At 41.5% G+C, this 23,558-nt stretch carries 22 protein-coding genes; 4 read left to right on the top strand and 18 right to left on the bottom strand.

What is annotated here, in order from left to right; translation table 11 throughout:
- Positions 1 to 23: 23 nt before the first annotated feature.
- The 4 genes from RMZ43_RS27425 to RMZ43_RS27410 form a co-directional block, all read right to left on the bottom strand.
- The gene (locus RMZ43_RS27425; RefSeq protein ID WP_322654286.1) at positions 24 to 3,170 is read right to left on the bottom strand and encodes a plasmid replication protein, CyRepA1 family; all 3,147 of its coding nucleotides are present in this window, start codon (positions 3,168 to 3,170) and stop codon (positions 24 to 26) included.
- A gap of 337 nt (positions 3,171 to 3,507) precedes the next feature.
- On the bottom strand, positions 3,508 to 3,639 hold the full coding sequence (locus RMZ43_RS27420) for a type II toxin-antitoxin system YoeB family toxin (protein WP_416212076.1): 132 nt from the start codon (positions 3,637 to 3,639) through the stop codon (positions 3,508 to 3,510).
- A 158-nt stretch (positions 3,640 to 3,797) separates the two neighbouring features.
- Positions 3,798 to 4,142: an HNH endonuclease gene (locus RMZ43_RS27415; RefSeq protein ID WP_322648696.1), complete on the bottom strand. Its 345-nt coding sequence runs from the start codon at positions 4,140 to 4,142 to the stop codon at positions 3,798 to 3,800.
- Between the two features lie 27 nt (positions 4,143 to 4,169).
- Entirely contained in the window at positions 4,170 to 4,541 is a 372-nt protein-coding gene (locus tag RMZ43_RS27410) for a group II intron maturase-specific domain-containing protein (protein ID WP_322648810.1), read from the bottom strand.
- Positions 4,542 to 5,046: 505 nt separating this feature from the next.
- Here RMZ43_RS27410 and RMZ43_RS27405 point away from each other — a divergent pair.
- Together RMZ43_RS27405 and RMZ43_RS27400 are read left to right on the top strand one after the other, a co-directional pair.
- Entirely contained in the window at positions 5,047 to 5,304 is a 258-nt protein-coding gene (locus tag RMZ43_RS27405; protein WP_322648697.1) for a hypothetical protein, read from the top strand.
- A complete protein-coding gene (locus RMZ43_RS27400; protein WP_322648698.1) occupies positions 5,294 to 5,719 on the top strand; it encodes a type II toxin-antitoxin system VapC family toxin in 426 nt (141 codons plus the stop codon). Before RMZ43_RS27405 ends, RMZ43_RS27400 begins: the two co-directional genes overlap by 11 nt.
- Positions 5,720 to 6,405: 686 nt before the next feature.
- On the opposite strand, the gene bchB is transcribed toward RMZ43_RS27400, so the two are convergent.
- The 7 genes from bchB to rpmI all read right to left on the bottom strand — a co-directional run bounded on the left by bchB (position 6,406) and on the right by rpmI (position 13,464).
- A complete protein-coding gene (gene bchB / locus RMZ43_RS27395; protein ID WP_322648699.1) occupies positions 6,406 to 7,932 on the bottom strand; it encodes a ferredoxin:protochlorophyllide reductase (ATP-dependent) subunit B in 1,527 nt (508 codons plus the stop codon).
- Between the two features lie 695 nt (positions 7,933 to 8,627).
- Complete coding sequence (locus RMZ43_RS27390) at positions 8,628 to 9,197, bottom strand: peptidylprolyl isomerase (protein WP_322654287.1); 570 nt, start codon at positions 9,195 to 9,197, stop codon at positions 8,628 to 8,630.
- 120 nt (positions 9,198 to 9,317) lie between these two features.
- Positions 9,318 to 11,300 carry a primary-amine oxidase gene (locus tag RMZ43_RS27385; RefSeq protein WP_322654288.1) on the bottom strand — a complete coding sequence of 661 codons (1,983 nt, stop codon included), beginning with the start codon at positions 11,298 to 11,300 and terminating at the stop codon, positions 9,318 to 9,320.
- Positions 11,301 to 11,438: 138 nt separating this feature from the next.
- Positions 11,439 to 11,963, bottom strand: a complete 525-nt coding sequence (locus RMZ43_RS27380; RefSeq protein WP_322648702.1) for a tetratricopeptide repeat protein — start codon at positions 11,961 to 11,963, stop codon at positions 11,439 to 11,441.
- Between the two features lie 99 nt (positions 11,964 to 12,062).
- Positions 12,063 to 12,878, bottom strand: coding sequence for a transporter substrate-binding domain-containing protein (locus RMZ43_RS27375; protein ID WP_322654289.1), 816 nt, complete (start codon positions 12,876 to 12,878; stop codon positions 12,063 to 12,065).
- Positions 12,879 to 12,890: 12 nt separating this feature from the next.
- The gene (rplT, locus tag RMZ43_RS27370; RefSeq protein ID WP_229453438.1) at positions 12,891 to 13,247 is read right to left on the bottom strand and encodes a 50S ribosomal protein L20; all 357 of its coding nucleotides are present in this window, start codon (positions 13,245 to 13,247) and stop codon (positions 12,891 to 12,893) included.
- Positions 13,248 to 13,266: 19 nt separating this feature from the next.
- On the bottom strand, positions 13,267 to 13,464 hold the full coding sequence (gene rpmI, locus RMZ43_RS27365; RefSeq protein ID WP_109007939.1) for a 50S ribosomal protein L35: 198 nt from the start codon (positions 13,462 to 13,464) through the stop codon (positions 13,267 to 13,269).
- A gap of 236 nt (positions 13,465 to 13,700) precedes the next feature.
- Between rpmI and RMZ43_RS27360 the strand changes: the two genes are divergently transcribed.
- Positions 13,701 to 14,978 carry an APC family permease gene (locus RMZ43_RS27360; RefSeq protein WP_322648704.1) on the top strand — a complete coding sequence of 426 codons (1,278 nt, stop codon included), beginning with the start codon at positions 13,701 to 13,703 and terminating at the stop codon, positions 14,976 to 14,978.
- Between the two features lie 409 nt (positions 14,979 to 15,387).
- Here the strand turns inward: RMZ43_RS27360 and RMZ43_RS27355 are convergent, their stop codons facing one another.
- The 4 genes from RMZ43_RS27355 to RMZ43_RS27340 form a co-directional block, all read right to left on the bottom strand.
- Positions 15,388 to 17,448, bottom strand: a complete 2,061-nt coding sequence (locus RMZ43_RS27355; RefSeq protein ID WP_322654290.1) for a ribonuclease catalytic domain-containing protein — start codon at positions 17,446 to 17,448, stop codon at positions 15,388 to 15,390.
- A gap of 145 nt (positions 17,449 to 17,593) precedes the next feature.
- Positions 17,594 to 17,809, bottom strand: a complete 216-nt coding sequence (gene rpsR / locus RMZ43_RS27350; protein ID WP_012411240.1) for a 30S ribosomal protein S18 — start codon at positions 17,807 to 17,809, stop codon at positions 17,594 to 17,596.
- A gap of 2 nt (positions 17,810 to 17,811) precedes the next feature.
- Positions 17,812 to 18,006: a 50S ribosomal protein L33 gene (gene rpmG, locus RMZ43_RS27345; RefSeq protein ID WP_012411241.1), complete on the bottom strand. Its 195-nt coding sequence runs from the start codon at positions 18,004 to 18,006 to the stop codon at positions 17,812 to 17,814.
- A 43-nt stretch (positions 18,007 to 18,049) separates the two neighbouring features.
- Positions 18,050 to 18,607: an RDD family protein gene (locus tag RMZ43_RS27340; protein ID WP_322654291.1), complete on the bottom strand. Its 558-nt coding sequence runs from the start codon at positions 18,605 to 18,607 to the stop codon at positions 18,050 to 18,052.
- Positions 18,608 to 19,446: 839 nt separating this feature from the next.
- On the opposite strand from RMZ43_RS27340, the gene RMZ43_RS27335 reads away from it, so the two are divergent.
- Positions 19,447 to 21,114, top strand: a complete 1,668-nt coding sequence (locus tag RMZ43_RS27335) for an MBL fold metallo-hydrolase (RefSeq protein WP_322648707.1) — start codon at positions 19,447 to 19,449, stop codon at positions 21,112 to 21,114.
- 270 nt (positions 21,115 to 21,384) lie between these two features.
- On the opposite strand, the gene RMZ43_RS27330 is transcribed toward RMZ43_RS27335, so the two are convergent.
- From RMZ43_RS27330 to RMZ43_RS27320, 3 genes are all read right to left on the bottom strand, one after another.
- Positions 21,385 to 21,696, bottom strand: coding sequence for a DUF6679 family protein (locus tag RMZ43_RS27330; protein ID WP_012408115.1), 312 nt, complete (start codon positions 21,694 to 21,696; stop codon positions 21,385 to 21,387).
- A 584-nt stretch (positions 21,697 to 22,280) separates the two neighbouring features.
- The gene (locus RMZ43_RS27325; RefSeq protein WP_322648709.1) at positions 22,281 to 22,499 is read right to left on the bottom strand and encodes a hypothetical protein; all 219 of its coding nucleotides are present in this window, start codon (positions 22,497 to 22,499) and stop codon (positions 22,281 to 22,283) included.
- A gap of 269 nt (positions 22,500 to 22,768) precedes the next feature.
- Positions 22,769 to 23,557 (bottom strand): Nif3-like dinuclear metal center hexameric protein, encoded by a 789-nt coding sequence (locus tag RMZ43_RS27320; protein WP_322654292.1) that lies wholly within the window; start codon positions 23,555 to 23,557, stop codon positions 22,769 to 22,771.
- Between the last annotated feature and the right edge of the window lies 1 nt (position 23,558).

Genomic DNA, 23,558 nt, shown 5'->3' with positions numbered 1-23,558 from the left:
TGCTTGGCTGTTTTTAGATACACTTAGCTATCAAGGATATTAGCTGCTGCGGTATAAGCCTTGGGTTGAATAATTTCAAACTTCCAGTCTGAAGAATTATCAGGCAACTCATAGCCGACACTCTTAACATGAGCCAACATTAACTCATCCCGTTGATGCCAAACTGTAAATATTTTTTCCCTGCCATCATAAAGCGTTTCTAAGTCGATTTGATAAACCTCATTTACCCGCTTTAGTTTCAAGCCCAACAAATTTAATAATCGGCTAAGTATTTTTATTGTCGAAACCTGCTCTTTTTCTCCTATTAAATTAATCCCAAGCGCTCTTTTAATGTGCTTACTATGCTGAAAGACAATATTTTTCAGCAATATTAAATCTGGATAACTCTCAGTAAATTCTCTTTCTGATTCGAGAAATTGAAGCATTCCCAAAGCTCTCATCGCCTCAACTTTGAGCGTATAAGTTTTTAAATCTGGCAGAAAAACTTTCCCTTCACCCCAAGACAATTGCTGATGCCATTCTTGCTGATCTCTAACGTGAAAATACTCGCTTTCGTGAGTTAAGTAATAATGAATTAAAAGTTGACGATAATATCCGTGGTCATCCTGCAATTTTAGCCAAGGAGTAACTTCTACACCATACCTTTGTCTAAGAACATATTTATTAAGTTGGTTACGTTCTCCATCAGTCAGGGAATGCTTGACTAATAGCTTCTCATATTCTACATAATCGATATTTTTAGCATTAGCTACAGCACTTGCTACCGATAGTTGATTTTGCTGCTTAATCTCTTTAATTTTGCGTTTAATATCTTTAGCTTTTTGACGGCTTTGCGCCCAATCTTTTTGAACTTTAACAATTTCTAAAATTAATCTTCTGCGGGTAGCTAAATCATCAGCGTCAGTTGCCAAAAACGCAAGGCGTAAATCTCGAATAATATTATTGTGAACAGCATTACTCCGCATTTGAATTTGATGCCCATCAGCAATTAAACCATCTTGCATCGATTGACGGTAGAGGCGGATAGAGGCATTTACCCGTGCAGATAACTTGGCCCAAGTTCGCAAATGAATCGGGTCATGAACTAAAGGTAAATCCACATCTATTTTATGTAATGGACTAAGTAAAGCTAAGTTTTCTTTTTGATTTTCTTGATACCAATCAGATAGCAAGCGATAATTTGTACTACCACTACCAATTAAGGCAATACCTCGTTTAGCGCACCAGACAACACGCGGCACATCATCCCGCACTCTTGCTAATGCTTGTCTTGCTTCCGAGTCAGGAATTACCCCTTGAAAAATGCCATAAACTCGGTCGAAATGTTGAACATCAATACTAATTCCCGTACCAAGGCTAGGGGTAACGAAAACGCCGTCATATTCAGAGATTTTTTGATTGATAGCTGCGATAAAATCAACCGCTTCGTGGCCAGGTGTGTTTGTCGTGTGGCTACTAACTACCAAAGTTTTAGGAAATTGCCTTCGTAATTTTTGTAAGCGTTCTTTGAGATAACGTTCAATTGTTTCACAACTGTAACGCCCAGCGCGACTATCGGTAGTAACATAACATTTACGTCCAGCAAGTAAATCCAATTCTAATTGGTGAATTAGAGGTGTTGGGTTTGGCGAATCATAAAAAGTTACGTCCCAACCATGCTGAGGTTTCCACTGGTTAAGAACTATCCAAGGTGTTAATTTAATTCCTGCTAATCCTTGTAAATATTCAAGTGACACATCTGATAAATCGGCGTCTTGGGCAATTACTAATCCTCCAGTTGTTAAAACTGTGGAAATTAGTTGCTGAAATAATTTTAGTATTTTTACACGCTTGTGTTTACAAGTATTACTATTTAATAGATGCCACAAAGATTGCTCTACTTCATCTAAAATTACTATTGCTCCTCGCCAATTTTCAGGGTTAAGTTTCCAAATAGAATCAACACATAGTCCAAGGGATTGCTGTAGAAAGAGTGAACGGAGGATGGGAGGAGCAGGGGTAAGTGTTTTTTCAATTCTTTTCTCCACATTTTCTTTATGTGTTCCCCATTGAATACCAATTTTTTCACACAAAAATCTTCCTAGTAGGATTCTGTGAGTAATTAATAAAACAGGTTTATTTCTAATTTTTGCTTGCTGAACAACAGCTTGCAGTGCTGTAGTTTTACCTGTTCCTTTTGCTGATTTGACTCCTACTAATCCAGAAGTGGGGAAAGGTATTTCACTTATATAAGGGCGATTCAATGTGAGAGCCGCAGGAATGCTTAACTCGGTGTGGGGTTTGGTTTGAGCTAAATAAATTTCTAAATCAACACTTTGGCGATAAACTTTATCAAAACTAGTTGCACCTTTGGCAACGATAAACTCATCAACTCCTTTTTCTATTCCTGGAAGTTCGATGACTTTAACAGCGCAATTTTTTTGCTGGAATAAACAACCAAGTTGAGAAATGGCATTATTTACAGCAGCAATTGTTTTAGGTTGAGTTTCAAAATCAAAGCAAATATAAAAACTACGTTTTGTAATTGCAAACGCTGCTAAATCAGGAATTAATTGACGACGGGTAACTTTGCCAAATTCATCTTTAACAACCCGATAACCACTGGTAATTCCGGGAATGGCAATAGCTACATATCCTTGCGTTAACAGTGTGGCTGCTTTCTTCACACCCTCACATAGAATCAGGGGAATATTATGTTGCATCACCCATTGCCAAAAGCCTTCAGCTTCACCATCAACAGTAATGGTGATATTGTCAGGCATGACCAGATTGTAACGTCCAGCAACTTGCTGCCACACTTGCAACGTTAGGCGCAAACAAAACACCCGCGTTGGTGTGCCGGGGGGATGCTCGTATTTGATGGACTTACCATTATGATTCTGTCGGGGTTGGTTTGGCTTAAAGCATCCCCATTCCATCATTTGCCAATTATTCAAAGGATCTAGCCCAGAACACCACCAACCACCTTCAGTAATATGAGCATAACGCTGCAACCATCCAGCTTTCACCATTCCAGTATTAGTGCGAGGGAGTAGTTCAGAAATCAATAGGTATTCAAAAGCTGTTATGCCTTGGAGTGACCTAAAATTGAGTTGCACTAGGTGTAAGTCTATACCACTACTCTTGACTAATTCTTCAAGGTGTTGGGGGTGTAAATAGTGCAGATGCATAGGGAAAGACCCGAAGAGAAGACGATGAGATTAAAACATTAACATGCATCTGCTTTTTTTATATAAGAGATATTGCGAGGCTTTTATGATGCTTTTTTTACTTCGTTACGGGAGACACATCGGTTAAGCTTCTAGTAAGTTATTCTGCCTATTAGATCCCCGAAGTAATAATTTTGTATTGTGATATTTGTTCGCTATTAATTTTTATTTATCAGTAAATTTTTCTATTAAGGAATGCGATCGCTTGAGGGGTTGCAGCAGCGATCGCTACAGGTTAACATCTTGCAAGATAAACTTTGTCAAAAATTATAGACGCATAGTGGCTTGTAGCTATGTGCTATGGTTCAGGTTTGCCAATACCTGTAAAAGGTTCTCGCATAATCGCTTCAACCAAGTTAAAAGCGCGAAGCGCAGTTTTGTGGTTTGTCTCTACCCAATAGGCAAAGTCCTCTCGAAATCTGGATGAAATACAACATCTCGAACTTTATTGTCTTAAGGTTGGGTTTCATCCTTCTTCGCCAATTCCCAACTCCTGACGTAGTTCGTTAATATTGGTAGGGTCGAGGTGTGCATTACTGCATCACCCCTCCCATTCGGAACCGTGCTTGCAACTTTCACCGCACACGGCTACTTAGTGTGTTGTCCATTTGTCATATCGGACTTCCTGACAGCATGACCTATGAAATTAGGAATATCATGTATCCACTCCCAGTTATATTTATTCCAAAATTGAGAAAGTTTCTCTCGGAATTTTGAGTGGTCTTTCTTCCTAATTTCTTTTAAGTCAAGTGCGGTCTTTTCGTCGTGACAATGCCGATGTAATAATTGCAGATTTTTATACTCATCCTTGCCTCTTAATGCTCTGGGGATTTTGTGATCTACTTCTAAAACATCCCGTTCTTGGAAGCTTAACCCGCACCAAGGACATTTACCCTTTTGAAGTTTTAGCAACTTAGCCTTACGATTAGGCATTTGGGGGTGTGTCCCTAGTCTTTTACTCTAGTAAACTGTGTCGCCATCGTAAGGGCTTTTATCGCTTTTAACTTTTACATAGTCAGTGCTACTGCAAGCAAACTCACTATGATTAAGTAACCGGAAGGGGTTCACTCGCCCTTGCCTGGTTGCGAATACCCAGTTATCGTTGCCAATGGAAGTCCAATATTTGATGTGTCCATCATTTATGTTTCCACATCGGTGTTTTGCCCACCGTCGAAGTTTCAGGTATGTGAGGTAGTCTTGTTTCGCAAGTTCTCCGACGTTTTTTGCATCGGACTTTGAGTAATAAGAAGTCCATCCCCTTATTACAGGATTTAGGTCTTTTATGAGAGCCATTTGGGGCGATGACCTATGTTTAAAGATGATTCTTTTGATCGCAGTCCCAAAGTCCTGATAGACTCTACCTTTGTCGGATTTTCCCGACCCAAGGGTGTGGCTTTATGCCACTAGCTTATAACCCTCTTTTATAGCTCTGAAGAAATTTTTCAACTTCTCTTCCAAAAGCAATGATGTACTGCTCTGACTAAAGTTGTCCTGAGTAATGCTACTAAAAAATCGTTTCGCTAAGATATCAGCGAAACAATTGAAATTAATCTCAAAATTAAAAATTGTTAACTCGCGAAATTAAGCCCCGACATCTTCTTTCGCAGCGTACAACATCTCAGAGTTGATTTCTTTGAAACTGCGATCGCGATTAAATTTATTAGTTCTGCACTAGATTTATATTTTGTTAACTGAAATTATTACTGAATAGTAGGTAAAACTTATAATTTACATTTTACAAATAGTTGCGATTATTTTCAAGGTAGACAAAGACTTTCTTCTACTTGCTATACCTATATATAATGGGATTATTGAATATCCATAACTGGTGAATAAAATGGCTAAAACATTAACAATACAGTTGTCAGATGACTTAGAAAGGAAATTAACTGCTCAGGCACAAAAGCTCAATCTATCTTTAGAAGATTTAATTCTACAATCCTTATCTCAATCAGCTAAACAGGAAAATATCTCCGAATTCGATCCAATTTTACCTTTACTAGGTACATTAAATTTTGATAATTCTGATGTAGGAGAAAACCACGATCAATATCTCCAGCAAACTTTGCAACAGGAGTTAAAAATTGGCGAATAAAGTCTTTATAGATACATCTGGCTGGGCTAATTTATTTATTGCAACTGAGTCCCACCATGAACAAGCAAAGCAGTGGTTTCAACATAAACGTCAGCAAAATCAAGCAATGGCAACAACTAATTATGTTGTTATTGAACTAGTGGCTTTGCTGAATAGCCCTTTACGCGTACCTCGTCCCCAATTATTTAAATACGTAGAAGCTGTCAGAACTGCTACCTATATCAATTTAATTTATATTGAACCAACAATAGATTCAGCAGCTTGGGAGCTACTCAAAACGAGAGAAGATAAAGCTTGGTCTTTGGTGGATAGCACTTCTTTTATAGTCATGCAACAGCTTGGGATTAAAGAGGCATTAACCACAGACCACCACTTTGAACAAGCTGGCTTTATTCGTCTGCTGAAGTCAGAATAAGTAATAAGAAAAGGCACTCATTAAGATATGCCCTTTATTATTAAAAATCTCTAACCCTTTAACCTACGCCCCGACAGCTTCCTTCGCGGCGTACAATACCTCAGCGTTGATTTCCTTGAAACCGCGATCGCGGGCAAATTTCTCGGTGTTACACTAGATTTATATTCTGTTCCTTCTTTACAGTTTGGGGACGTTGTAACGCCACGTTTTCCTTAACAAAACCCTTTCAATGTATGATTAGCCCTTAGTTATTGTTCAGACCTGGTATTCCGTTCTATCCTGCTTAAAAGGTCAATAATTGCTGTTAAAGCTGCTGTCAGAATATATATAATAATACAGGTAATAATTATAGAAATAAAAGGTAAGAAAATAAATATATTACCTGTACCAAACCTGACAAATTGACCGACAAATTGACCAAATACTGAAAATATTACAATAAAAAAAATGACTACAATAAAAAAGCCGACAAACTGAAGGATCTTGAGTGTAGTAACTAATCTGGTATACAGTCTATTTTCGTTATATCTGCTGGGTAATTGATTGTTGCTCATAAGTATACCATTTTTAATAAATTAGTTTGGCATTAAAATTTATTTCATAATAAGCAGAAGAGTGTTTTTTCAAATAAACACTCTTCTATGGAATTCTAGCTATCAGTTTTATAGCTGATAACTGAATTCTCATTAAGCTCCGACAGCTTCCTTCGCGGCATATAATACTTCAGCGTTGATTTCTTTGAAACCGCGATCGCGGGCAAATTTTTCAGTATTTCGCTTCACTTTGCCGCGAACAAATCCCGGAATCTTATTTAATTCTGCTTGACCATCTTTTGTCCAATTCAAATCAGAATCAGCAGAAATCCCTCTAGTAATAACTTCTTTGGTATCGTGACCACCAAAGATTTCTAACAGGTGATCTTCCATTCCCAAAGTGAAGGAATTGTAGATCAAATCTGTAATCTGATTCGTGCCTTCGTAACCCATAAATGGTTTGTAACCAATGGGGAAGTTTTGGACATGGATTGGTGCTGCAATTACGCCGCAGGGAATATCCAAACGTTTACCAACGTGGCGTTCCATTTGAGTGCCGAAAATGGCAGAAGGTTCGACGCGAGCGATCGCATCCCCAATTTCACCATGATCTTCGGAAATTAGCACTTCATCGCAATACTCGCTCACCTGTTCGCGGAACCAGTCTGCATCATATTTACAGTAGGTTCCAGCCCAAACAACATGAATCCCCATTTCTCGCGCCAGAATTTTGGTGATGGCGGCGGCGTGGGTGTTGTCACCAAAAACCACAGCTTTTTTGCCAGTCAAGTTTTGACAGTCAATAGAACGGGAGAACCAAGCAGCCTGAGATACATGCAAGGTTTGCTCATTAATGAAGTCTTCGTAGTCAACTTCTGCACCTTGAGCGTTAATTACCTGCTGAATCTTGCGAATACAACGGGCAGTTTCCACTACACCCATTGGAGTAATGTCTATATAAGGTGTGCCAAATTGTTCTTCTAGGTAACGCGCTGTGGTTAAACCGAGTTCACGGTAAGGCACTAGGTTAAACCAAGCTTGGGACATCTTTTTCAAGTCGTTCACCGATGCACCTTCAGGAATTAAGGTATTTACCTCAATACCCAAGTCAGCCATCAACCGTTTGAGTTCGGTGCAGTCGTGATTGTTGTGGAAACCAAGGGTAGTAGTACCGATAATGTTCACCGAGGGTTTGGCAGTTTTACCCTCAGCCAATTCACCGCGCCTCCGGGCTTTTTCAATGTAGTATTGGACGATTTGATCCAAAGTGCGATCGGCGGCTTGCAGTTCGTTGTAGCGGTAGTGATTCACATCCGCCAGCATTACGTCTCCTTTTGCTTCCAACTGCGCCCGTTCGACAAAGTTGTGCAAATCCTCTTGCAAAATGCTGGAGGTGCAGGTGGGAGTTAACATAATCAAATCTGGGTGTTCCTCGGCATCCTTGCGGGTGATGTTATCTACCACCTTCTCTTGAGATCCGCGTGCCAAAACGTTGCGATCGACGACACTGGTTGTTACCGGAGTAAAATCCCTCTCCCGCGATAGCATAGAGCGCATGACGTTAAAGTAGTCATCGCCAAGTGGGGCGTGCATGATCGCATGGACATTTTTAAAAGAGCTAGCGATTCGCAGAGTGCCGATGTGGGCTGGGCCTGCATACATCCAGTAAGCCAATTTCATGTTTGTGTTCTCCCTTTTGAATAGAAATAACACGGAGTCCAATAAGAGTGGACTATAAGTGCTTGATTATTATTAAATCGTTTCTGATTGTCTCAAAAGTTGTATCTCTGATGAAGTGAAGACTTGTAAGGATTTTACCTGGGCTATGTAGGCGTAGGCATCGCTCAAACCTTGTTCCTGATTAGAATCTAGCCTCTGAATTTAACAATATTACTGTTGCTTTTTTAAAATAAATCTTAATTTTTCGGCAAATTTGTTTTCAAGGTGGGGCAGTGTATTATACCAATTCTCTATGAAGATGTGCTAAATCAGATTTAAGTACAAGAAAGAAGAACGAACCGCAAAGGACGCCTAGACACGAAGTGGCTTCCCGCAGGGTAGGACACGAAGAAAGAAAGAAGTTAAAAGAGTTTGACGCAGTGTGACAAATAAATGGTATTAACTATCACCAATAAATTTAGAAAATTTATGTACAACTTCTCAATAAACACAAATATCCTCTGAGAAGATGTTTGTAAAGAATTAGGTTGTAGTATCTAATATCCCCCCTAATCTTCGTTAAACAAGGAAAAAAGGGGGGAATAACACTAGTACAACACGGCGGAAATAAACAGACCATTTCAAATGGTGTAAAAGTTTGGAATACAATTCTTTTGACTTTTGACTTCCGCCTTGCTGTACTAGAGAGGTGTTAGTTACTGCCGAAAAATTTCTACTTTTTCTAACACTACGTCTTGATTTGGACGATCTCTTGTCGTAGGCACATTGGCGATGCGGTTGACTATATCCATACCTTCGACAACTTTACCAAAAACACTGTGTTTGCCGTTCAGATGAGGCGTTGGCCCTTCTGTAATGAACCATTGCGAACCATTAGTACCGCGTCCTGCATTTGCCATTGAGAGAATACCGGCACTAGAGTGTTTCAATTCAGGATGAAACTCATCTTCAAATTGATATCCGGGGCCACCAGTACCCCAACGGTTGGCCATATCTGGATAACGAGCCAAGGGATCGCCACACTGAATCATAAAATCAGGGATGACTCGGTGAAAGCGAACTCCATCGTAGGCAGGAGTCCCTTTCTGAGATTGACCTGTCTTAGGGTCTTTCCAGTCGATTGTTCCGGTTGCTAAACCTACAAAATTTTTGACGGTGTTGGGGGTTTTGTCTTCCTCCAAACGAACTATAATTTCACCCAAGGAAGTAATTAAACGAGCGTGCAATGTGCCTTCACCGGGAATATTAATTTCTGGAAAATTCATGAGGTATCCTATGAATGAAAACTGCCAGTATTTTACCTACGATAAGCTTATCAGCATTCAAGTTACAGGTTTACATATTGCGAAAACACTGAACCAAGGAAACTTTAGAATACGAATATTTTACTCTGGTAAATTAATTGCTGGATTACGGCTAAAGAATCCTCTAGGCATTAGCTTAAAGCCAACTTGGTGAACAGGCATTACAGGCCAATCTTCTGATCGCGGCACATGAGTTACGCCCATTGTGTACCACAACACTATATCTTTACCCGTCAAAGATTCATCGTCTGCAATATATTTAGGTAAACCCTGTCCTGGTTGAGTCTGGTTGGGATAATCACCGCCAGCATAGAGTTCAGCAGGTTTATATTTTGTTACCCAGACGTGGTGACTCGCAAATTCTGCCTTTTGACGGATGTTTGAGCCTTCCACAGGGAAAAATATGGAGTTTCCACCAGGCATCAGCATATATCCAGGTGCAACCCCTAGCGTATTTTTCTTATCTGCACTCACAATCATCCATTCCCGACTGCTTTTCATATCCAAATCGCGGACAGCTGCCGTTTCTTTTGTGAGTGGAGTTTCTGTAACTGCGATCGCATTTCCTAAAGGATTCTTCTCATCCATCGGCAAAGCTTTTACATTCATTTCCATCACAGAATTAGCCTGTCCATCGACATCGAAATCTAGGCGATAGTTGAAAAAGTGCTGGTGATTTACTCCGAAGATATTCTTAGCAATTAGCCGACCATAGGAATCATCCTCAGATTGCTTTTGGGCAGCCGTTCCTTGTACCAGTACGATACCTGTTAGTTCATTTTGGATTTCCAAAGTCCCATCCTGGTGAAATATCCAATTAATGCTGTAATCATAGTTGTCTACGGCCGCAGTCATCGACATCACTAATTCTCGATTCCGACGGACATCATTACGCTGAGTACTGTAGTCATAGTGTTTCCACAGCATTCCGCGATCGCGTTCATAGATACCGATAACTCCTGGTATCTTATAAGGTTCTCCTTGCTCATTAGCAAATACAGCATCCAGTAAAAGACCATTTTCAGGAATTTCTTTACCTAACTCCATCGTATTTGCTAGCAAACCAAAGTTGTATTCTCCAACATCAAATGCATTCCTAAACGACCAAGTGGGATTTGGATCGCCGTAAGGAACTACCATCTCTGATAGGCTAGCGCGGTATAAAACTGGTCTGACATTTTCCCCGTCGTCGTGTGTTACTTGGTACAGCACCAATCCACTACGAGGATGCATTAAATAGCGAAACTTCCAACCTTGCCAGCTAATTTCATTGTTATTAATTCGGAAACTTGCACCATTTGGTTGCAGAATCTTTAATGCTTTAGGTGCTGAAAGTAAATTGCCTAAAGACTTTACATCATAGTTCCAGTTTTCTTTAGAGAAAGGTACGTTTCCCTTGTCAACGAAACTAACAATTTTACCTGCGTTCAAATTTACCGTTACTAAGACTCCTTCAATGGGACTACCGTAATAGTTCCAGCTTTTGCCTTTGTAATAAGATAAAGCTCGACACAGACGATTACCTGCTACCTCTTCCTGTTTACTTAAGATTCCTGGTGCCCAACAACTAATTGTGACTTGATCAAAATCGGTAATTCCTCGCCTTTGCATCGCTTTTTGCCATCGGGAATCGGCTTTAACTACCTGAGTAGCGAGTTCATATTCTGGATTGACGATCGCAGGTTGAACAGAGGATATTTCTTTCCAAGAACTTAAGGTTTTGCTTGTTAGATTAACAATTCCTTCATAGGTTTTATTTTGCGATCGCTCATAGATTACCAAAAAAGCTTTTCGCCCAAAAGCTTTACCAGGTGTAAATTTCAGAACTTCTTCTTTATCTGGTTCTTGTAAAGCGATCAGTGGAAAAACTGCCATTTCACTCAAAGTTTTTTCTTTTTTGATCACCGAAACGGCTGTACTAATTTCTGCCTCTGTTAGTGAAGTGAGAGGATGGGAAATCGAAGGCTGTTGAGCAGTCAATCTTCCCATTAATCCGAGTGATATAGAAATGGCGACAATCATGGCAATAACTAGCCATAAAAAACGCTTTAGTCGCTTAATCATCTTTTACTTTTTTAAAAAAGACTTATAGTTATCTATTTCCAAGCCTAAGCATGAAAACCGATAAATTAAGAGGCTAAAGCCAAATTAATTTGTTAATAGTTGGGCAGTAGGGAGAAATAACAATGCCCAATGCCCAATTTACGCAGAAACCAAACGACGTAAAGATTCAGCGCGGCGTTTAGCAATAGGGTTATTTGGAGCCAATTTTAGTGCTTCTTCGTAACTTTGTAACGCCTGAGCCGTTAACTTTTTCTTCTCATAAGCGTGACCGAGATTATTCAACCCTGTTACGTAGTCTGGTTTAGCTTTTAGGGCTTCTTTATACTGACGAATTGCTAGGTCATATTGCTCTTGGATAAAATAAACATAACCCAGCCCGTTGTAAATGGGAGCGATATTTTCTTCTCCCTCTTCTTGGGCAGCTTTAATAGCTTTTTGAAACAGCTGTATCGCTTGGGAATATATTTTCTTTTCTGAATAAATACTGGCTAACTCATAATATTCTTGAGTCGTACCCTTTTCTTTCTCTAACTTCTTTCGCAATCTTGCAAAGGAGCCTTCAATCTTGCGAGTTTTGAAAATCTGGCGAAAAACACTCACGCCTGCAATTGTGAGTATACCTACCAAAACTGAGAGATAAACAACGGCTAGACTGTTATCCATTGCTGCAAATACAAATATTAAAAGTTACTTCTATAATCTATTATCAGCCTATTGGGGATGAGGGAGATAATTCTTCACTTCTAACTCCTAACTCCTAACTTACGGTAAACCCCAATATTGAACACGTTGCTGGAGCCAGCCTTCTGCTAAGTAACGAGCGATCGCTTGATTCACATTTCGTCTTAACTTATCGTACTGCAATCCCTTGGGCATGACTACAGACAAGGGTTCAGTAGATAGCTTAATTGGCAGTAACCGATATTGGGGATATTGTTGCACCCAACCACTCAGAACGCTAGCATCTGCGGCAAAGGCAAAGGCTGCATTAGTTTCTATTTTATCTCGCGCTTCTTGATATGAATTCACTCCTACTAACTCGGCGTTTGATACAAAGTAACGCACTTGAGCAATGGTGCTGGAGTTATTCAGTACAGCAATTTTTTGTTTTGCAAAATCACTCAATTTCTGTACAGAGGCATTTTTTGTAACTAATACAGTGCTATCCAAATAGTAGGGAACACTGAAACTAACTATGCGGCTGCGAGATTCAGTTGCTGTTACCCTAGCGATCGCAAAATCAACTTTCTTGTCTAAGACTACAGCCAAGCGATCGCGATTCGCTACGGGTTTCAATTTCACAGCCTCGGCTTTACCTACCAAGTCAAGTGCCAATCGCTGTGCCAAATCAATTTCTAAGCCTTGCAAATTACCGTTAGCATCTCTAAATCCCAACGGACGCAAGTTATCTTTAACGGCAACAGTTAGATAGCCTCGTTGCTGAATTTCTGGCATTTCGGCAGCAAAGGCAGTAAATCCCATCCCCACTATAGAAAAGCAAGATATCCAAAAAATAGTGGCGGATAATACCAGATGTAACCGAGTAATCATTTCCCATTTGTTACATCTGTTATACATCCCTTGCCACCTTTATCCTTTAGCTTGATTTGCGAGTTCAGCAACTTTACCAAAGCTAGCTGGATCGAGGACTGCTAATTGTGCCAACATCTTGCGATTTAGTTGGATATCAGCTTTTTTCAAGTTACCGATCAACTGGCTGTAACTTAAGCCGTGTTGCCTTGCAGCAGCGTTGATGCGGGTGATCCAGAGGCGACGAAAATCGCGCTTTTTCTTTTTGCGATCGCGGTAGGCACTCCGTAGCGCCTTCATTACTTGTTGGTTGGCAGTTCTAAACAGAGTTGAGTGAGAACCGCGAAAACCTTTAGCTAGTTTGAGAATTTTATTGCGGCGCTTCCGAGCTACATTACCGCGTTTTACCCGAGTCATAACTTATTTCCTAAAATACTTACAAATATGGGAGCATCAAACGCACGTTAAGTTCGTCGCGTTCATGTACAAGCGCACTCTGACGCATACTACGCTTTTTGTCAGAAGATTTGTGCTCTAAAAGGTGGCTTTTGAACGCTTTACGACGGACGATTTTACCGGTGCCGGTGGCACGGAATCGCTTTGCCGCAGCTTTACGAGTCTTTAGTTTAGGCATTGTTTAGCTTTAATTCGACACGATCCATTATTATACTAATAAAATTGCTGGAATGGAAATTAAATAAAGGATTTAACCAACTAACGCAATGTGCGACTTAATATTCTGTAACAAGTTCATCGAACTCTTATAAAGTTAGTGATATACCCTATAAACGCAATCGTACTCTTATTATCTGTAGCAATCTCATATGTTTTAAGGATAAAAGGGGCACAACCATTTAGTCGAGGTTACAGGTGTCAAACAAAAAAATAGGTTTTTGGTCTGTGTGGGCATTGGGTGTAGGAGGTATTGTCGGTGGGCTTTTTCCAGCGATGGGAGTTGCAATCCAAATAGCTGGTGTAGGCGCACCACTAGCATTTGTTATAGCAGGGATAATAGCTTTGATAACTACTTATGCTTATGCCAAACTTTCGGTAGCTCATCCATGTCGAGGCGGGACAGTAACTTTCTTAAATCAGGCTTTTGGTCGAGGGTTGTTTAGTGGGACACTGAATCTTCTACTATGGTTTAGCTACATAGTCATGCTTTCCTTTTACTTGCAGGCTTTTGGTAGTTATGGAGTTAGCCTGTTCACAGAATCTACTCACCCTATTTGGAAGCACTCACTGATTAGCTTGGCAATTTTAGGGACAACTGGACTAAATTTACTAACTGCCAATTATATTGGAAAATCTCAAATCTGGATTGTAAGCTTCAAACTCTTAATTTTGATACTGTTCATTACTATGGGGAGCAGTCACATCGATATTTCCCGTATTGAACCAGCTTCAGCGTCGTCCCTACAGTCAATTTTTGCAGGAGCAATGGTGATTTTCTTGTCTTATGAAGGCTTTGAGCTGATCGCCAATGCAGCAGAGGATCTTGTCAATCCCAAGTACACTTTGCCACGAGTTTATTACTCTGTAATCGGGTTCGTTATTTTGCTTTACGTTTTGATCGCACTGGTCACATTAGGAGCAGAACCAATAGAACAGATTTTGGCAGCAAGAGACTATACTTTGGCTGAAGTTGCCAAACCAATTATGGGGCAATTGGGATCTGTTTTGATTACTATTGCTGCTCTTTTCTCAACTCTCTCGGCTAGTAACGCAACACTGTACGGCTCATCTCGTTTTAGCTCTGTTATTGCTCAATCTAGGGGGTTTGACTTTGGCAGCCAAATAAATGGCCCTGACCAATCTTCAATGGGCTTATTTATTACTAGTGGTATTACTCTGATTATCGCCAATTTCTGTGATATAAATCGGATCTCAACGATGGGTAGTGCTGGGTTTCTGTTGATCTTTGCTGCGGTTAATTTAGCAAATGCTCGTATGCATCGTTATACAAAAAGCAAGCAGTGGATTTCACTTCTAGGTGCTGGAATATGTTTGGTGGCACTAGGAATGTTAATTTGGTTTGCTTTGCAAACAGATCCACCAACTGTCTGGGTTTTAATCTTCATGGTGGTAGTATCCATCGGTCTCGAAGTAATCTACTATCTGTCAACAAAACGACCGCTACATCTTTGAACAAGAAAAAGCTAAACTCTAGGATAATTCAAAAATTATTGAAGTATTCAACCATGTCCTGGAAGAGCAGCAACTTTTCGGAGCAATTGCGAGGCTTATACCAATAGTAAAAATGATTATATTCAGGCTGTGATGGCAAAAGCACAGTGTGAAGAGATGGGGAAAATCCCTTAGACCTCATTCCATTTACTCTATATCCTAACCGATAGCAATTGGAGCAAGACCAAAATCATTCGTAATTATTTGGTGAAATACTCTTGTGTAGTAGCTATCTCATCTGGGAATGAATTCCAAGGTGAGATAGAAACTTAGCGCGAGATCCATTAATATCCATTTATTAAAGATATGCCTGCTGCAAGACTTGTGTATACACCGTAGCCCTAATTTGTATTCAATTACGAATTACGAATTAATTTGCTGCTGTTTGGGCTTCTTGATAAACTATTTCTTGAAACTGGATCATATCTTTTTGCGGATCGGCGTGGCTGACTTTCACCAATATCTGTTCGCCTAACTTCACAGAACGTTTGAAAACCATTGGTAACTGCAAGCCCAAATCTTCTAACAAAATTAGAGCCAAGTTGCTGTCTTCTCGCAGCCACATTAACACTGTTACCTCCCAAGTTTCTTCTGGATGACGGCGTAAATACTCTAGAGCATAATATCTATTAGTTTGCCGTTCCACCATCGTTACCTCTTGGGTAATGCTAGTAACAGTCATCATCACTTCTTTAAGTTGATCTGCGGAAAATGGTAAAACTTCACCCCGCAAATGGGCTTTAAGTTGGAAGTGGGTAAGCAAGTCACTGTAACGACGAATGGGAGAGGTTGCTTGGGTGTAAGTATCCAAACCCAAACCAGCATGGCGCAGAGGCGTAATGCTCATTTCGCTCTTGGGCATACAACGACGCATAGCGCAAGCGCGAACGAATCCGGCGGGAAGTAGCAGCAACTCTTCTTCTGGGGGTAATTCTGGTTGCGGCTGACCGCGAAAGGGCAAAGGTATGTTGTGAGCTTTACCATAACGTGCCGCAACTTCACCGGCAACAATCATCATTTCTGCCACTACTTGCCGCGATGGAGAATCGTCCAAAATATCAATATTGATCTCATCATCTTTGACTTTGATCATCGCTTCCGGCATGGTGATGCTAATTGCCCCTTGAGCGTAACGCCAAGCTTTGCGCTTTTGCGCCCAAGTGGCGATCGCAGCAATTTCCGGTTCTGCCTGTACGCGTAATTGCAGCATTTCATCTACATCTTCGTAGGTGAGGCGATAAGTCGGCTTAATCGAACTGGTATGAATGCTGTAATCTTCTACTCCCCCAGTTGTATCTAAAATAATCCCGAAACTGAGGGCGCAACAAACTCGTCCCTGGATCAGACTCATCGGCCCAGTCGCTAATACCTCTGGGAACATGGGAATCATCCCCGTAGGTAAATAGACTGTACTACCCCGCTTTCTAGCTTCTAAATCTAATTCATCTTCCGGTACTAACCATCGTGTCGGATCGGCAATATGCACCCACAGGCGCTCCCGGCCATCGGGGAGTACTTCCCAACTCAGACCATCGTCGATCTCTGTGGTAGTTTCATCATCAATGGTGTAGACCTTCAGGTGAGTCAGATCAAGGCGGTTTGTATCTGAGTCAATCGGCGGGAAATCCAAACGCTGTTGCGCCACTTCTAATACCTTATTAGGAAATTGGATCGGAATTGAAGAACGACGCAGGAACAAGTTTTCATAAGGACTCCAGCAACCTAAATCCACTAACAGCTGAAAGGCTCCTTGGGGTGTTGTGGGCCGTCCCAGCATGGTCATAGTTTCTAATACTGGAGCGCTTGGCGGATAAGCGCGAGCCAAGGAATCATAATTGACTCCCGTCCGCACGGTGTCAGCAAGCAACGCGGCATATTTTTCTAGCCCTTCTAAGCGTTGGCGATCGTGACGCCCCCACTCTACTGCTTCACCTTTGAGCGCCTGCTCTACACGAGTTAAAAATTCCTGCTGTCCCTTGGCTTTTAACGCCTCTACTTCCATCTGGTGCTTGCGTTCTGCCACTTGAGCAGCAGTTCGCGGCTCGTAAGCGTCTCCTTTTTGCTTGAAATAAAGTTTGTCGTCTGACAACAAGCAATAGGCGGCGTAACAAGGAGGGGCAGTTGAGTCAGAAAATAGCAAATTTGCCATTTGGTCAGGGGTGACTATTTCCCCATCTTCAACCAGTAGTTCCCAAGCTACTTCTAAGCTAGATGGGTCTAAATAAGGCTTGATCTGCTCCAGAAAATTGGCAATCTCTGAGGGCTTGTACGTCTGTCCGGTAACTGTATAAGTTATTTGTCTAGGCGCGAGGCTGTGGGATTGACCACGTTCGTCTACCACAAACCAGCGGGTTTTACCGTCTGGACGTTCTACGATGCCCAGACGGCGATCGCCTTGAACCCTAAATTCAACTAGCGTCCCCTTCTCCACAACTCTCGCACTTTAATTTGGTGAACAGTTTAAATAGTTTTAAGTTAGGAGTTAGGAGTTAGGAGTTTTGATTCTTAACTCCTGTACAGACGCAATTAATCACGTCTCTCCTGTACAGACGCGATTGATCGCGTCTCTCCTCTTTTTAGCCTTCCGCATTGATAAATGGCAACAAAGCCACAATCCGCGATCGCTTAATTGCTAATGTCAACTCTCGCTGTTGCTGAGATGTAAGCCCAGTAATCCGACGTGGCAATATTTTACCCCGCTCGGTGACAAACTTACGCAGTAAATCAACATCTTTATAATCGATTGGTTCTCCTGGCTTGATTGGAGAAAGGCGACGACGGAAATAACTCATCTCTACTTAATTTCCTTGTGAACGGTATGTTTGTTGCAGTGGGTGCAGAACTTTTTCAGTTCTAGCCTGTTAGTGGTGTTGCGGCGATTCTTAGTGCTGGTATAACGTGAAACACCAGCAGAACGCTTATCTGAATTTGTCCGGCACTCAGTACACTCTAGTGTGATAATAATGCGGGCACCTTTACTCTTAGCCATAATCTTACAAACAGTGAAGCCTGAAGAGAATTAACACAAATGACTATCTTCTCACATTCCGCCGCATATTTTCAACTAATCTTTTGATTTTTATGTCGAGCGAATAGCCACGACGCGACGAAACTATGAAAGTTCCACAATAGCGATCGTGTAAAGCCTGCCGCATCTGGGTATCAGAGAAGGCAGTCCCGCAATCAATTGCTAGGGGAAGTACTAGCAGTATAGCAGTGGGATTGGCTCTAATATTGCTGAGGGCAATTGATACTAAAAGGGCACCCAAGCCAACGATCGCCTCTCGCTTCACTAGTGAGAGCAAATCTGGAATTCTGCCCACTACTTCTCCATCTTCAACTTCCAATACCTTTAAATCGAACGCCCAACGCCCTAAACTTTGCCCTTGATTGTTGTATACCACCAGCACTCGCAAAATCAGCCAAAATACCACAAAAACTAGGATTTGCAGAAATTGAACCCCGATATCGCTGCCCCCCAGTAGGGAACTGACTAACCAGACACCAAGGAAATCAAGCCCCAATGCCATACCTCGCCGCCCAATTTCAGCCTTGGGATAGTGTTTTTGGGGAAGTCGTTCAATAGTCATACAACACAGGTATTTTTATTGAGGGGTTGGGAAATAATTGTTCCTGTTTTTAATATTAAGGTCATGGCTTGGTTTTGGCGTTGAGACTATTTTTGGATGAAGAGAAGGTTTTTGGTAAAGTTTAGTAAATTATTAAACGCTTGTATCTAAAAAGCCTCAAAAGCTTATTTTAAAAATGGGCCAATCTTAACTACTGAGAATTTTTAGAGGTTGTAGAGGCTTGCTCATGGTGTCATATTGGTTTACATCTAGATAAATAGACAGGTGAACCGAAAAGTTCTACAATCTGACTGATTGCGGTAAATTTACCTATTGCCCAATCCATATAAGCATAGTAAAGATTTTCTAGTGATTACGTTTGATTGCGAAAGCACTAAATTAATATAGGAAAGTCTTTAAGTAAGGGGCAGCAAAAAAATGGATGTAAAGCTGATTCTAGCTGGATTGACAGTTATCTTTACGCTTTCGTGCTTATTTTTTGGTACGAAAAATGGATTTTATGATTCGGATAACTATCATGGCAATGGCTCTGCCCATTGAGATAAATCTGTAAACGCTTGGGCGACTTCCCATAGGGTGAGTTGGTTAAGAACGTTCAGAGCTTCCAAAGGGAAAATAAACAAGAGGCATTTTTGAGCTAGTAATACTATGGCTTCTGGTTAGTCCACCTTTCTGAACCATTGCGGGTTCAGTAGAGGCGTCCTCCCCAATCAAAAATCTGTATTCTCAGGGTGTAGGGGCGCGCGATAAAACTTACCCCTAAGTCACAAAACCAAAATTTGTGTAATTTTTGGCTTTTGGGATATGTCCATGATGATAAGGTTTGAGGGGAGGAGAGCATGAGGGATAATCTATCAGCATCCTCTCGCGTAGATGCTGCGGAAGGGGGTACTGAATTAGAATGTTTCCCCTATAGTGTCCAGCATTACGATGAGGGCGTGTGTTTATTGGTGAAGATGGGCCCACACCGCATCCTATTGGATTGTGGTTTAGAGGATATTTCATCGCTGGCGAAGGGGCTTACTAAGTCGGTACGTGGAACTGGTTCGCTTCCACCAGCAGATTTCGTTTTGATTAGTCATGCTCACCCAGATCACTCCAGAGGCTTACTGGCACTTCATAAAGCTTTTCCAAAATTACCTATTTATGGTAGCGAAGTAACCAGCAAGTTACTGCCTTTGAATTGGCTAGATCAAGATCCTGAGAAAATTTCCGAATTTTGTCATGCCTTGCCGTTGCGATCGCCTGTGGAATTCCAAGATGGTTTGGTGGCAGAATTATTTCCCTCCGGGCATCTACCGGGGGCTGTGGCAATTCTCCTTACCTACACCACTAAGCAGCGTACTTATAAGCTACTGTACACAGGAGATTTTTTCCTGTCAAACTCTCGGTTGGTAGAAGGTTTACGTTTAGAGGAACTGCGAGGATTAGACTTGGATGTGCTAATTATTGAAGGTAGTTATGGCACATCCCGTCATCCTCACCGCCGCAACCAAGAAAATCAACTAGCAGAACGAATTAATCGGGCGATCGCTGACCATTGTTCTGTGATCCTTCCCACTCCGGCTTTAGGATTGGGTCAAGAATTATTAATGCTTTTACGCTCTCACCACCACTTCACCGGACGAGATATAGATATCTGGGTAGATGGTGCTGTGGCTACTGGTTGTGATGCTTATCTAGAACTTTTACCCCACCTTCCCCCATCTGTACAGAACTTCGCCCGCCATCAACCCTTATTTTGGGATGAACGGGTGCGTCCGCGCGTGCGTCGTTTACAAGCAGAACATCGTCCCACTGTGGGGAAATCACCTTGTATTGTCCTCACCGACTCTACAGATGATTTGGGTAAGCACTGCCAACTAGACACTGGGCCTTGGCTAATCCTGTTACCAGAAAAAATTGATATAAAAGTTAATAAAGAATATTTAGCACCCACCACTGTTGAAACTTATCTGCTGGCCCAACATAGTGATGGCCCTGGTACTACGCAGCTAATTCATAATTTGCGACCCCAGCACGTCATTTTTGTTCACGGTTCACCTGCCTACTTGGCAGATCTGACTAGCTTAGAGGAGTTGCAAAACCGCTACCATGTCCATTCCCCGGCGGCTGACATTTTAGTAGAATTGCCTATCGGTGATACATTTTTACAACCCGCAGCACCAGAAACTAATTACGAAGGTGAACTGACAGAGTTGGGAACAGTAATCACAATCACCTTAGCCGATGTGATTACGACTGATCCTCGTTGGCGGCAATTTGCTGATACTGGTTTAATCGAAGCTCGTTGGCAAGGCGAAGAACTAGTATTGAGAGGATTGTCTCAACGAGAATTGCTCAACCAAAATAGCGATCGCTATACATGGACAGATGTAGACTGTTGCGGTACTTGCCGACACCAAAGGGGGCAGCGATGTTGGAATCCAGCTTCCCCGTTGTATAACTTTAAGGTAACTTTAGAAGGTTACTGTCCTGCTTTTGAAGGTTTGAATGATAGCCAATAGTCATTAATCCGATGCCTTTGGTCATTTTTAATTAATGACTAATGACCCTTACGGGTGACGCTCGTGCCGACGCTCGATGACTCGCTAACGCTGCACTAACGCCGGTCGCTCATAGGGGAAACCCCCAAGACCCTTCGGGTTCGGCAGTCCCCCAGACGCTCGATGACTCGCTAACGCTACGCTATCGACGGAAACCGCCAAGACGGGGGCTAACTCACCGCACTGGCTCACTAATGACTAATGACTAATGACTATTAACTAATGACTGAATTATTCTGGATTCGAGTCAGTGTAACGGTTGTGGATGCGTTCGGCTTCGGGACAATCTTCAGTCATCAAAGGTTCCACATTACCGCGTGGTACTGAAGCCAGTTTTTGCGTTACAGCACCAATGCTCTCGAGGCGAACCATTTCTTCCCAAGAACAAACTTCGTCCTCTTCTTCTGTTTCATAGCGTAGAGTCACTAAATCTCCCTCTATGTCGATGATGCGGGCGCGTTCAATCCAGCGTTGCTGGTCCCGCAAGAAAACACATACCTCGCGCCCATCGCAACAGAGTTGATAAATCTTGCGGTGTAGCATGTACTGTTTCTGCCTTTTTAAACAACGTAGTTAAACCTGTCAAAATCTGGGTTCTACCCAATTACATTACACCTTTAAGAGGTTAATTTCACTGTTCAGAACAAGTATGCTTCATCACCCAATCCCAAGACTTGCATGTAGTTGTCAAATATTGGGAAATTTGGGGTCAGAAATCAATGCTTGCAGCAATGAACTTAATCTCCCTCCGGCTCACTTTACTCAATGTCTGCTTCATGGAAGTCAAACAATTCGGAACCTGTCCTAACCAGGCTCATATTTGCTGGTGAGTCCTTGTTACTATTATGTAATAAAGAATACTCAAAACCAATCGTTGATTGCGGTTGTTTAACTTGCCTACTTTTAATCATTGGCATTGCTGGGAAGTCCGGGGACTTGATTTTACTTTTACCCATGTGTATATGATCTTAACTCATTCTCTTGCTGACCTTGATGGTTTTCAACAATAACACCTAAATAGTTTTGATTTTTGCAGGTTTTTGCCTGATGATAGCTAATTAAAAGGCAACGGAGTAGGGGGGATAAGGGGAAACATGAGAAAATCATCCCCCGCTTATTTTGAAGTATCAGCAAGATTTATATGGTAGCGGAAATTCCATAAGCACGTTCGATGAGGAGGCTTCTCGTTTAACTTTACCTGCTCGAACTGCATCGTATAGGGCTGCAAGGGCTGACAAATCCTCTTCCTTCCAACATTTAGTGACAAGCACTTGATGGAGTAATCCCTCAGATTCAACACTAAGATATCCAGTTTGGAAAGCAGATTCAACGAGTGTGCGAATCATCTTGGTTAGGACAGAGTAAACAAATTGTTATGTCAAGTGTGGAACATTTAGCTTTGATATTAATTGATATGGAACATGAATATGATGTGATTATCATTACACTTAGTTAGTGATTTAGATCACATCAATAGGTTACACTATGATGTCTGGGTGCATCTATCTACTTGTGTACGCAGATAATAGTTACAAAAAAAATGAGCGCCAGTACTGAGATGGCGTACAACTCGACAAGATTAAAAGATAGGGAAATTTTAGTGAAACATAAGCAATCAAGCAAAAAACTGGCGGAAATCTTCATCCTTTTGGCTTAATTGCACCCAGTCTAAATTTAAGGACTGGAATTTTTGCGCCAAGCGATCGCAAGCTGGACGTTCTGTAGCGTAATGTCCGGCATCGATTAAAATGAGATTGCAATCGCGGCTTTCTTGAAACTGATGAAACTTACAGTCAGAAGTCAGATAAGCTTGGGCACCAGTTTTGGCGACGGCTGAAATATAACTGGCCCCCGAACCACCTAAAACAGCAACTCGTGAAATTGTTTGCTGTAAATCAGTAGTTGGGGAAAAAATCAAATTAGGGGGAGCAAGTCGGGTTTGAATGGCTACAAGTAACTCTTGTAATGTTAGAAACGGCTCTAGCAAACCAACACGACCATATCCTAATCCTCCTTGTGTCGGTACTATGGGAGTAACTTCTTTGAGTTCTAAAATTTGAGCTAAAACGTCAGCAGTACCATCCTGTACTTGATCGAAATTCGTATGGGCGCTGTAAATACCAATATTGTGGGTAAAGGATAACCGTACCATTTCTGCGATCGCTTCACCAGTGCGTAAAGATTTGGGAGGAGTAAAAATCAAGGGATGATGGGCAAATATTAGATTAGCATTCAGAGCGATCGCTTCCTGCATTACTGCCAAAGTCGGTGTCAAACATACCAAAACCCGTGCTTTTTCTTGCAACACTCCTGGTTCAATCTGCCAGCCGCAATTATCCCAACTTTCACACCAAGCGGGATTTGCCCATGCTTCAAACCAAGTAATTAAGTCAGCAATTTTCATA

The organism is Nostoc sp. CmiVER01 (assembly GCF_034531135.2).
Classification (GTDB): domain Bacteria; phylum Cyanobacteriota; class Cyanobacteriia; order Cyanobacteriales; family Nostocaceae; genus Nostoc.
This window is presented reverse-complemented; position numbering and strand designations above follow the sequence as displayed.

Coding starts and splice junctions, on each gene's coding strand:
- RMZ43_RS27425 (WP_322654286.1), bottom strand. CDS start 3,170: ATGCATCTGCACTATTTACACCCCCAACACCTTGAAGAATTAGTCAAG.
- RMZ43_RS27415 (WP_322648696.1), bottom strand. CDS start 4,142: ATGCCTAATCGTAAGGCTAAGTTGCTAAAACTTCAAAAGGGTAAATGT.
- RMZ43_RS27405 (WP_322648697.1), top strand. CDS start 5,047: ATGGCTAAAACATTAACAATACAGTTGTCAGATGACTTAGAAAGGAAA.
- bchB (WP_322648699.1), bottom strand. CDS start 7,932: ATGAAATTGGCTTACTGGATGTATGCAGGCCCAGCCCACATCGGCACT.
- RMZ43_RS27390 (WP_322654287.1), bottom strand. CDS start 9,197: ATGAATTTTCCAGAAATTAATATTCCCGGTGAAGGCACATTGCACGCT.
- RMZ43_RS27385 (WP_322654288.1), bottom strand. CDS start 11,300: ATGATTAAGCGACTAAAGCGTTTTTTATGGCTAGTTATTGCCATGATT.
- RMZ43_RS27380 (WP_322648702.1), bottom strand. CDS start 11,963: ATGGATAACAGTCTAGCCGTTGTTTATCTCTCAGTTTTGGTAGGTATA.
- RMZ43_RS27375 (WP_322654289.1), bottom strand. CDS start 12,878: ATGTATAACAGATGTAACAAATGGGAAATGATTACTCGGTTACATCTG.
- rplT (WP_229453438.1), bottom strand. CDS start 13,247: ATGACTCGGGTAAAACGCGGTAATGTAGCTCGGAAGCGCCGCAATAAA.
- rpmI (WP_109007939.1), bottom strand. CDS start 13,464: ATGCCTAAACTAAAGACTCGTAAAGCTGCGGCAAAGCGATTCCGTGCC.
- rpsR (WP_012411240.1), bottom strand. CDS start 17,809: ATGAGTTATTTCCGTCGTCGCCTTTCTCCAATCAAGCCAGGAGAACCA.
- rpmG (WP_012411241.1), bottom strand. CDS start 18,006: ATGGCTAAGAGTAAAGGTGCCCGCATTATTATCACACTAGAGTGTACT.
- RMZ43_RS27340 (WP_322654291.1), bottom strand. CDS start 18,607: ATGACTATTGAACGACTTCCCCAAAAACACTATCCCAAGGCTGAAATT.
- RMZ43_RS27335 (WP_322648707.1), top strand. CDS start 19,447: ATGAGGGATAATCTATCAGCATCCTCTCGCGTAGATGCTGCGGAAGGG.
- RMZ43_RS27330 (WP_012408115.1), bottom strand. CDS start 21,696: ATGCTACACCGCAAGATTTATCAACTCTGTTGCGATGGGCGCGAGGTA.
- RMZ43_RS27325 (WP_322648709.1), bottom strand. CDS start 22,499: ATGATTCGCACACTCGTTGAATCTGCTTTCCAAACTGGATATCTTAGT.
- RMZ43_RS27320 (WP_322654292.1), bottom strand. CDS start 23,557: ATGAAAATTGCTGACTTAATTACTTGGTTTGAAGCATGGGCAAATCCC.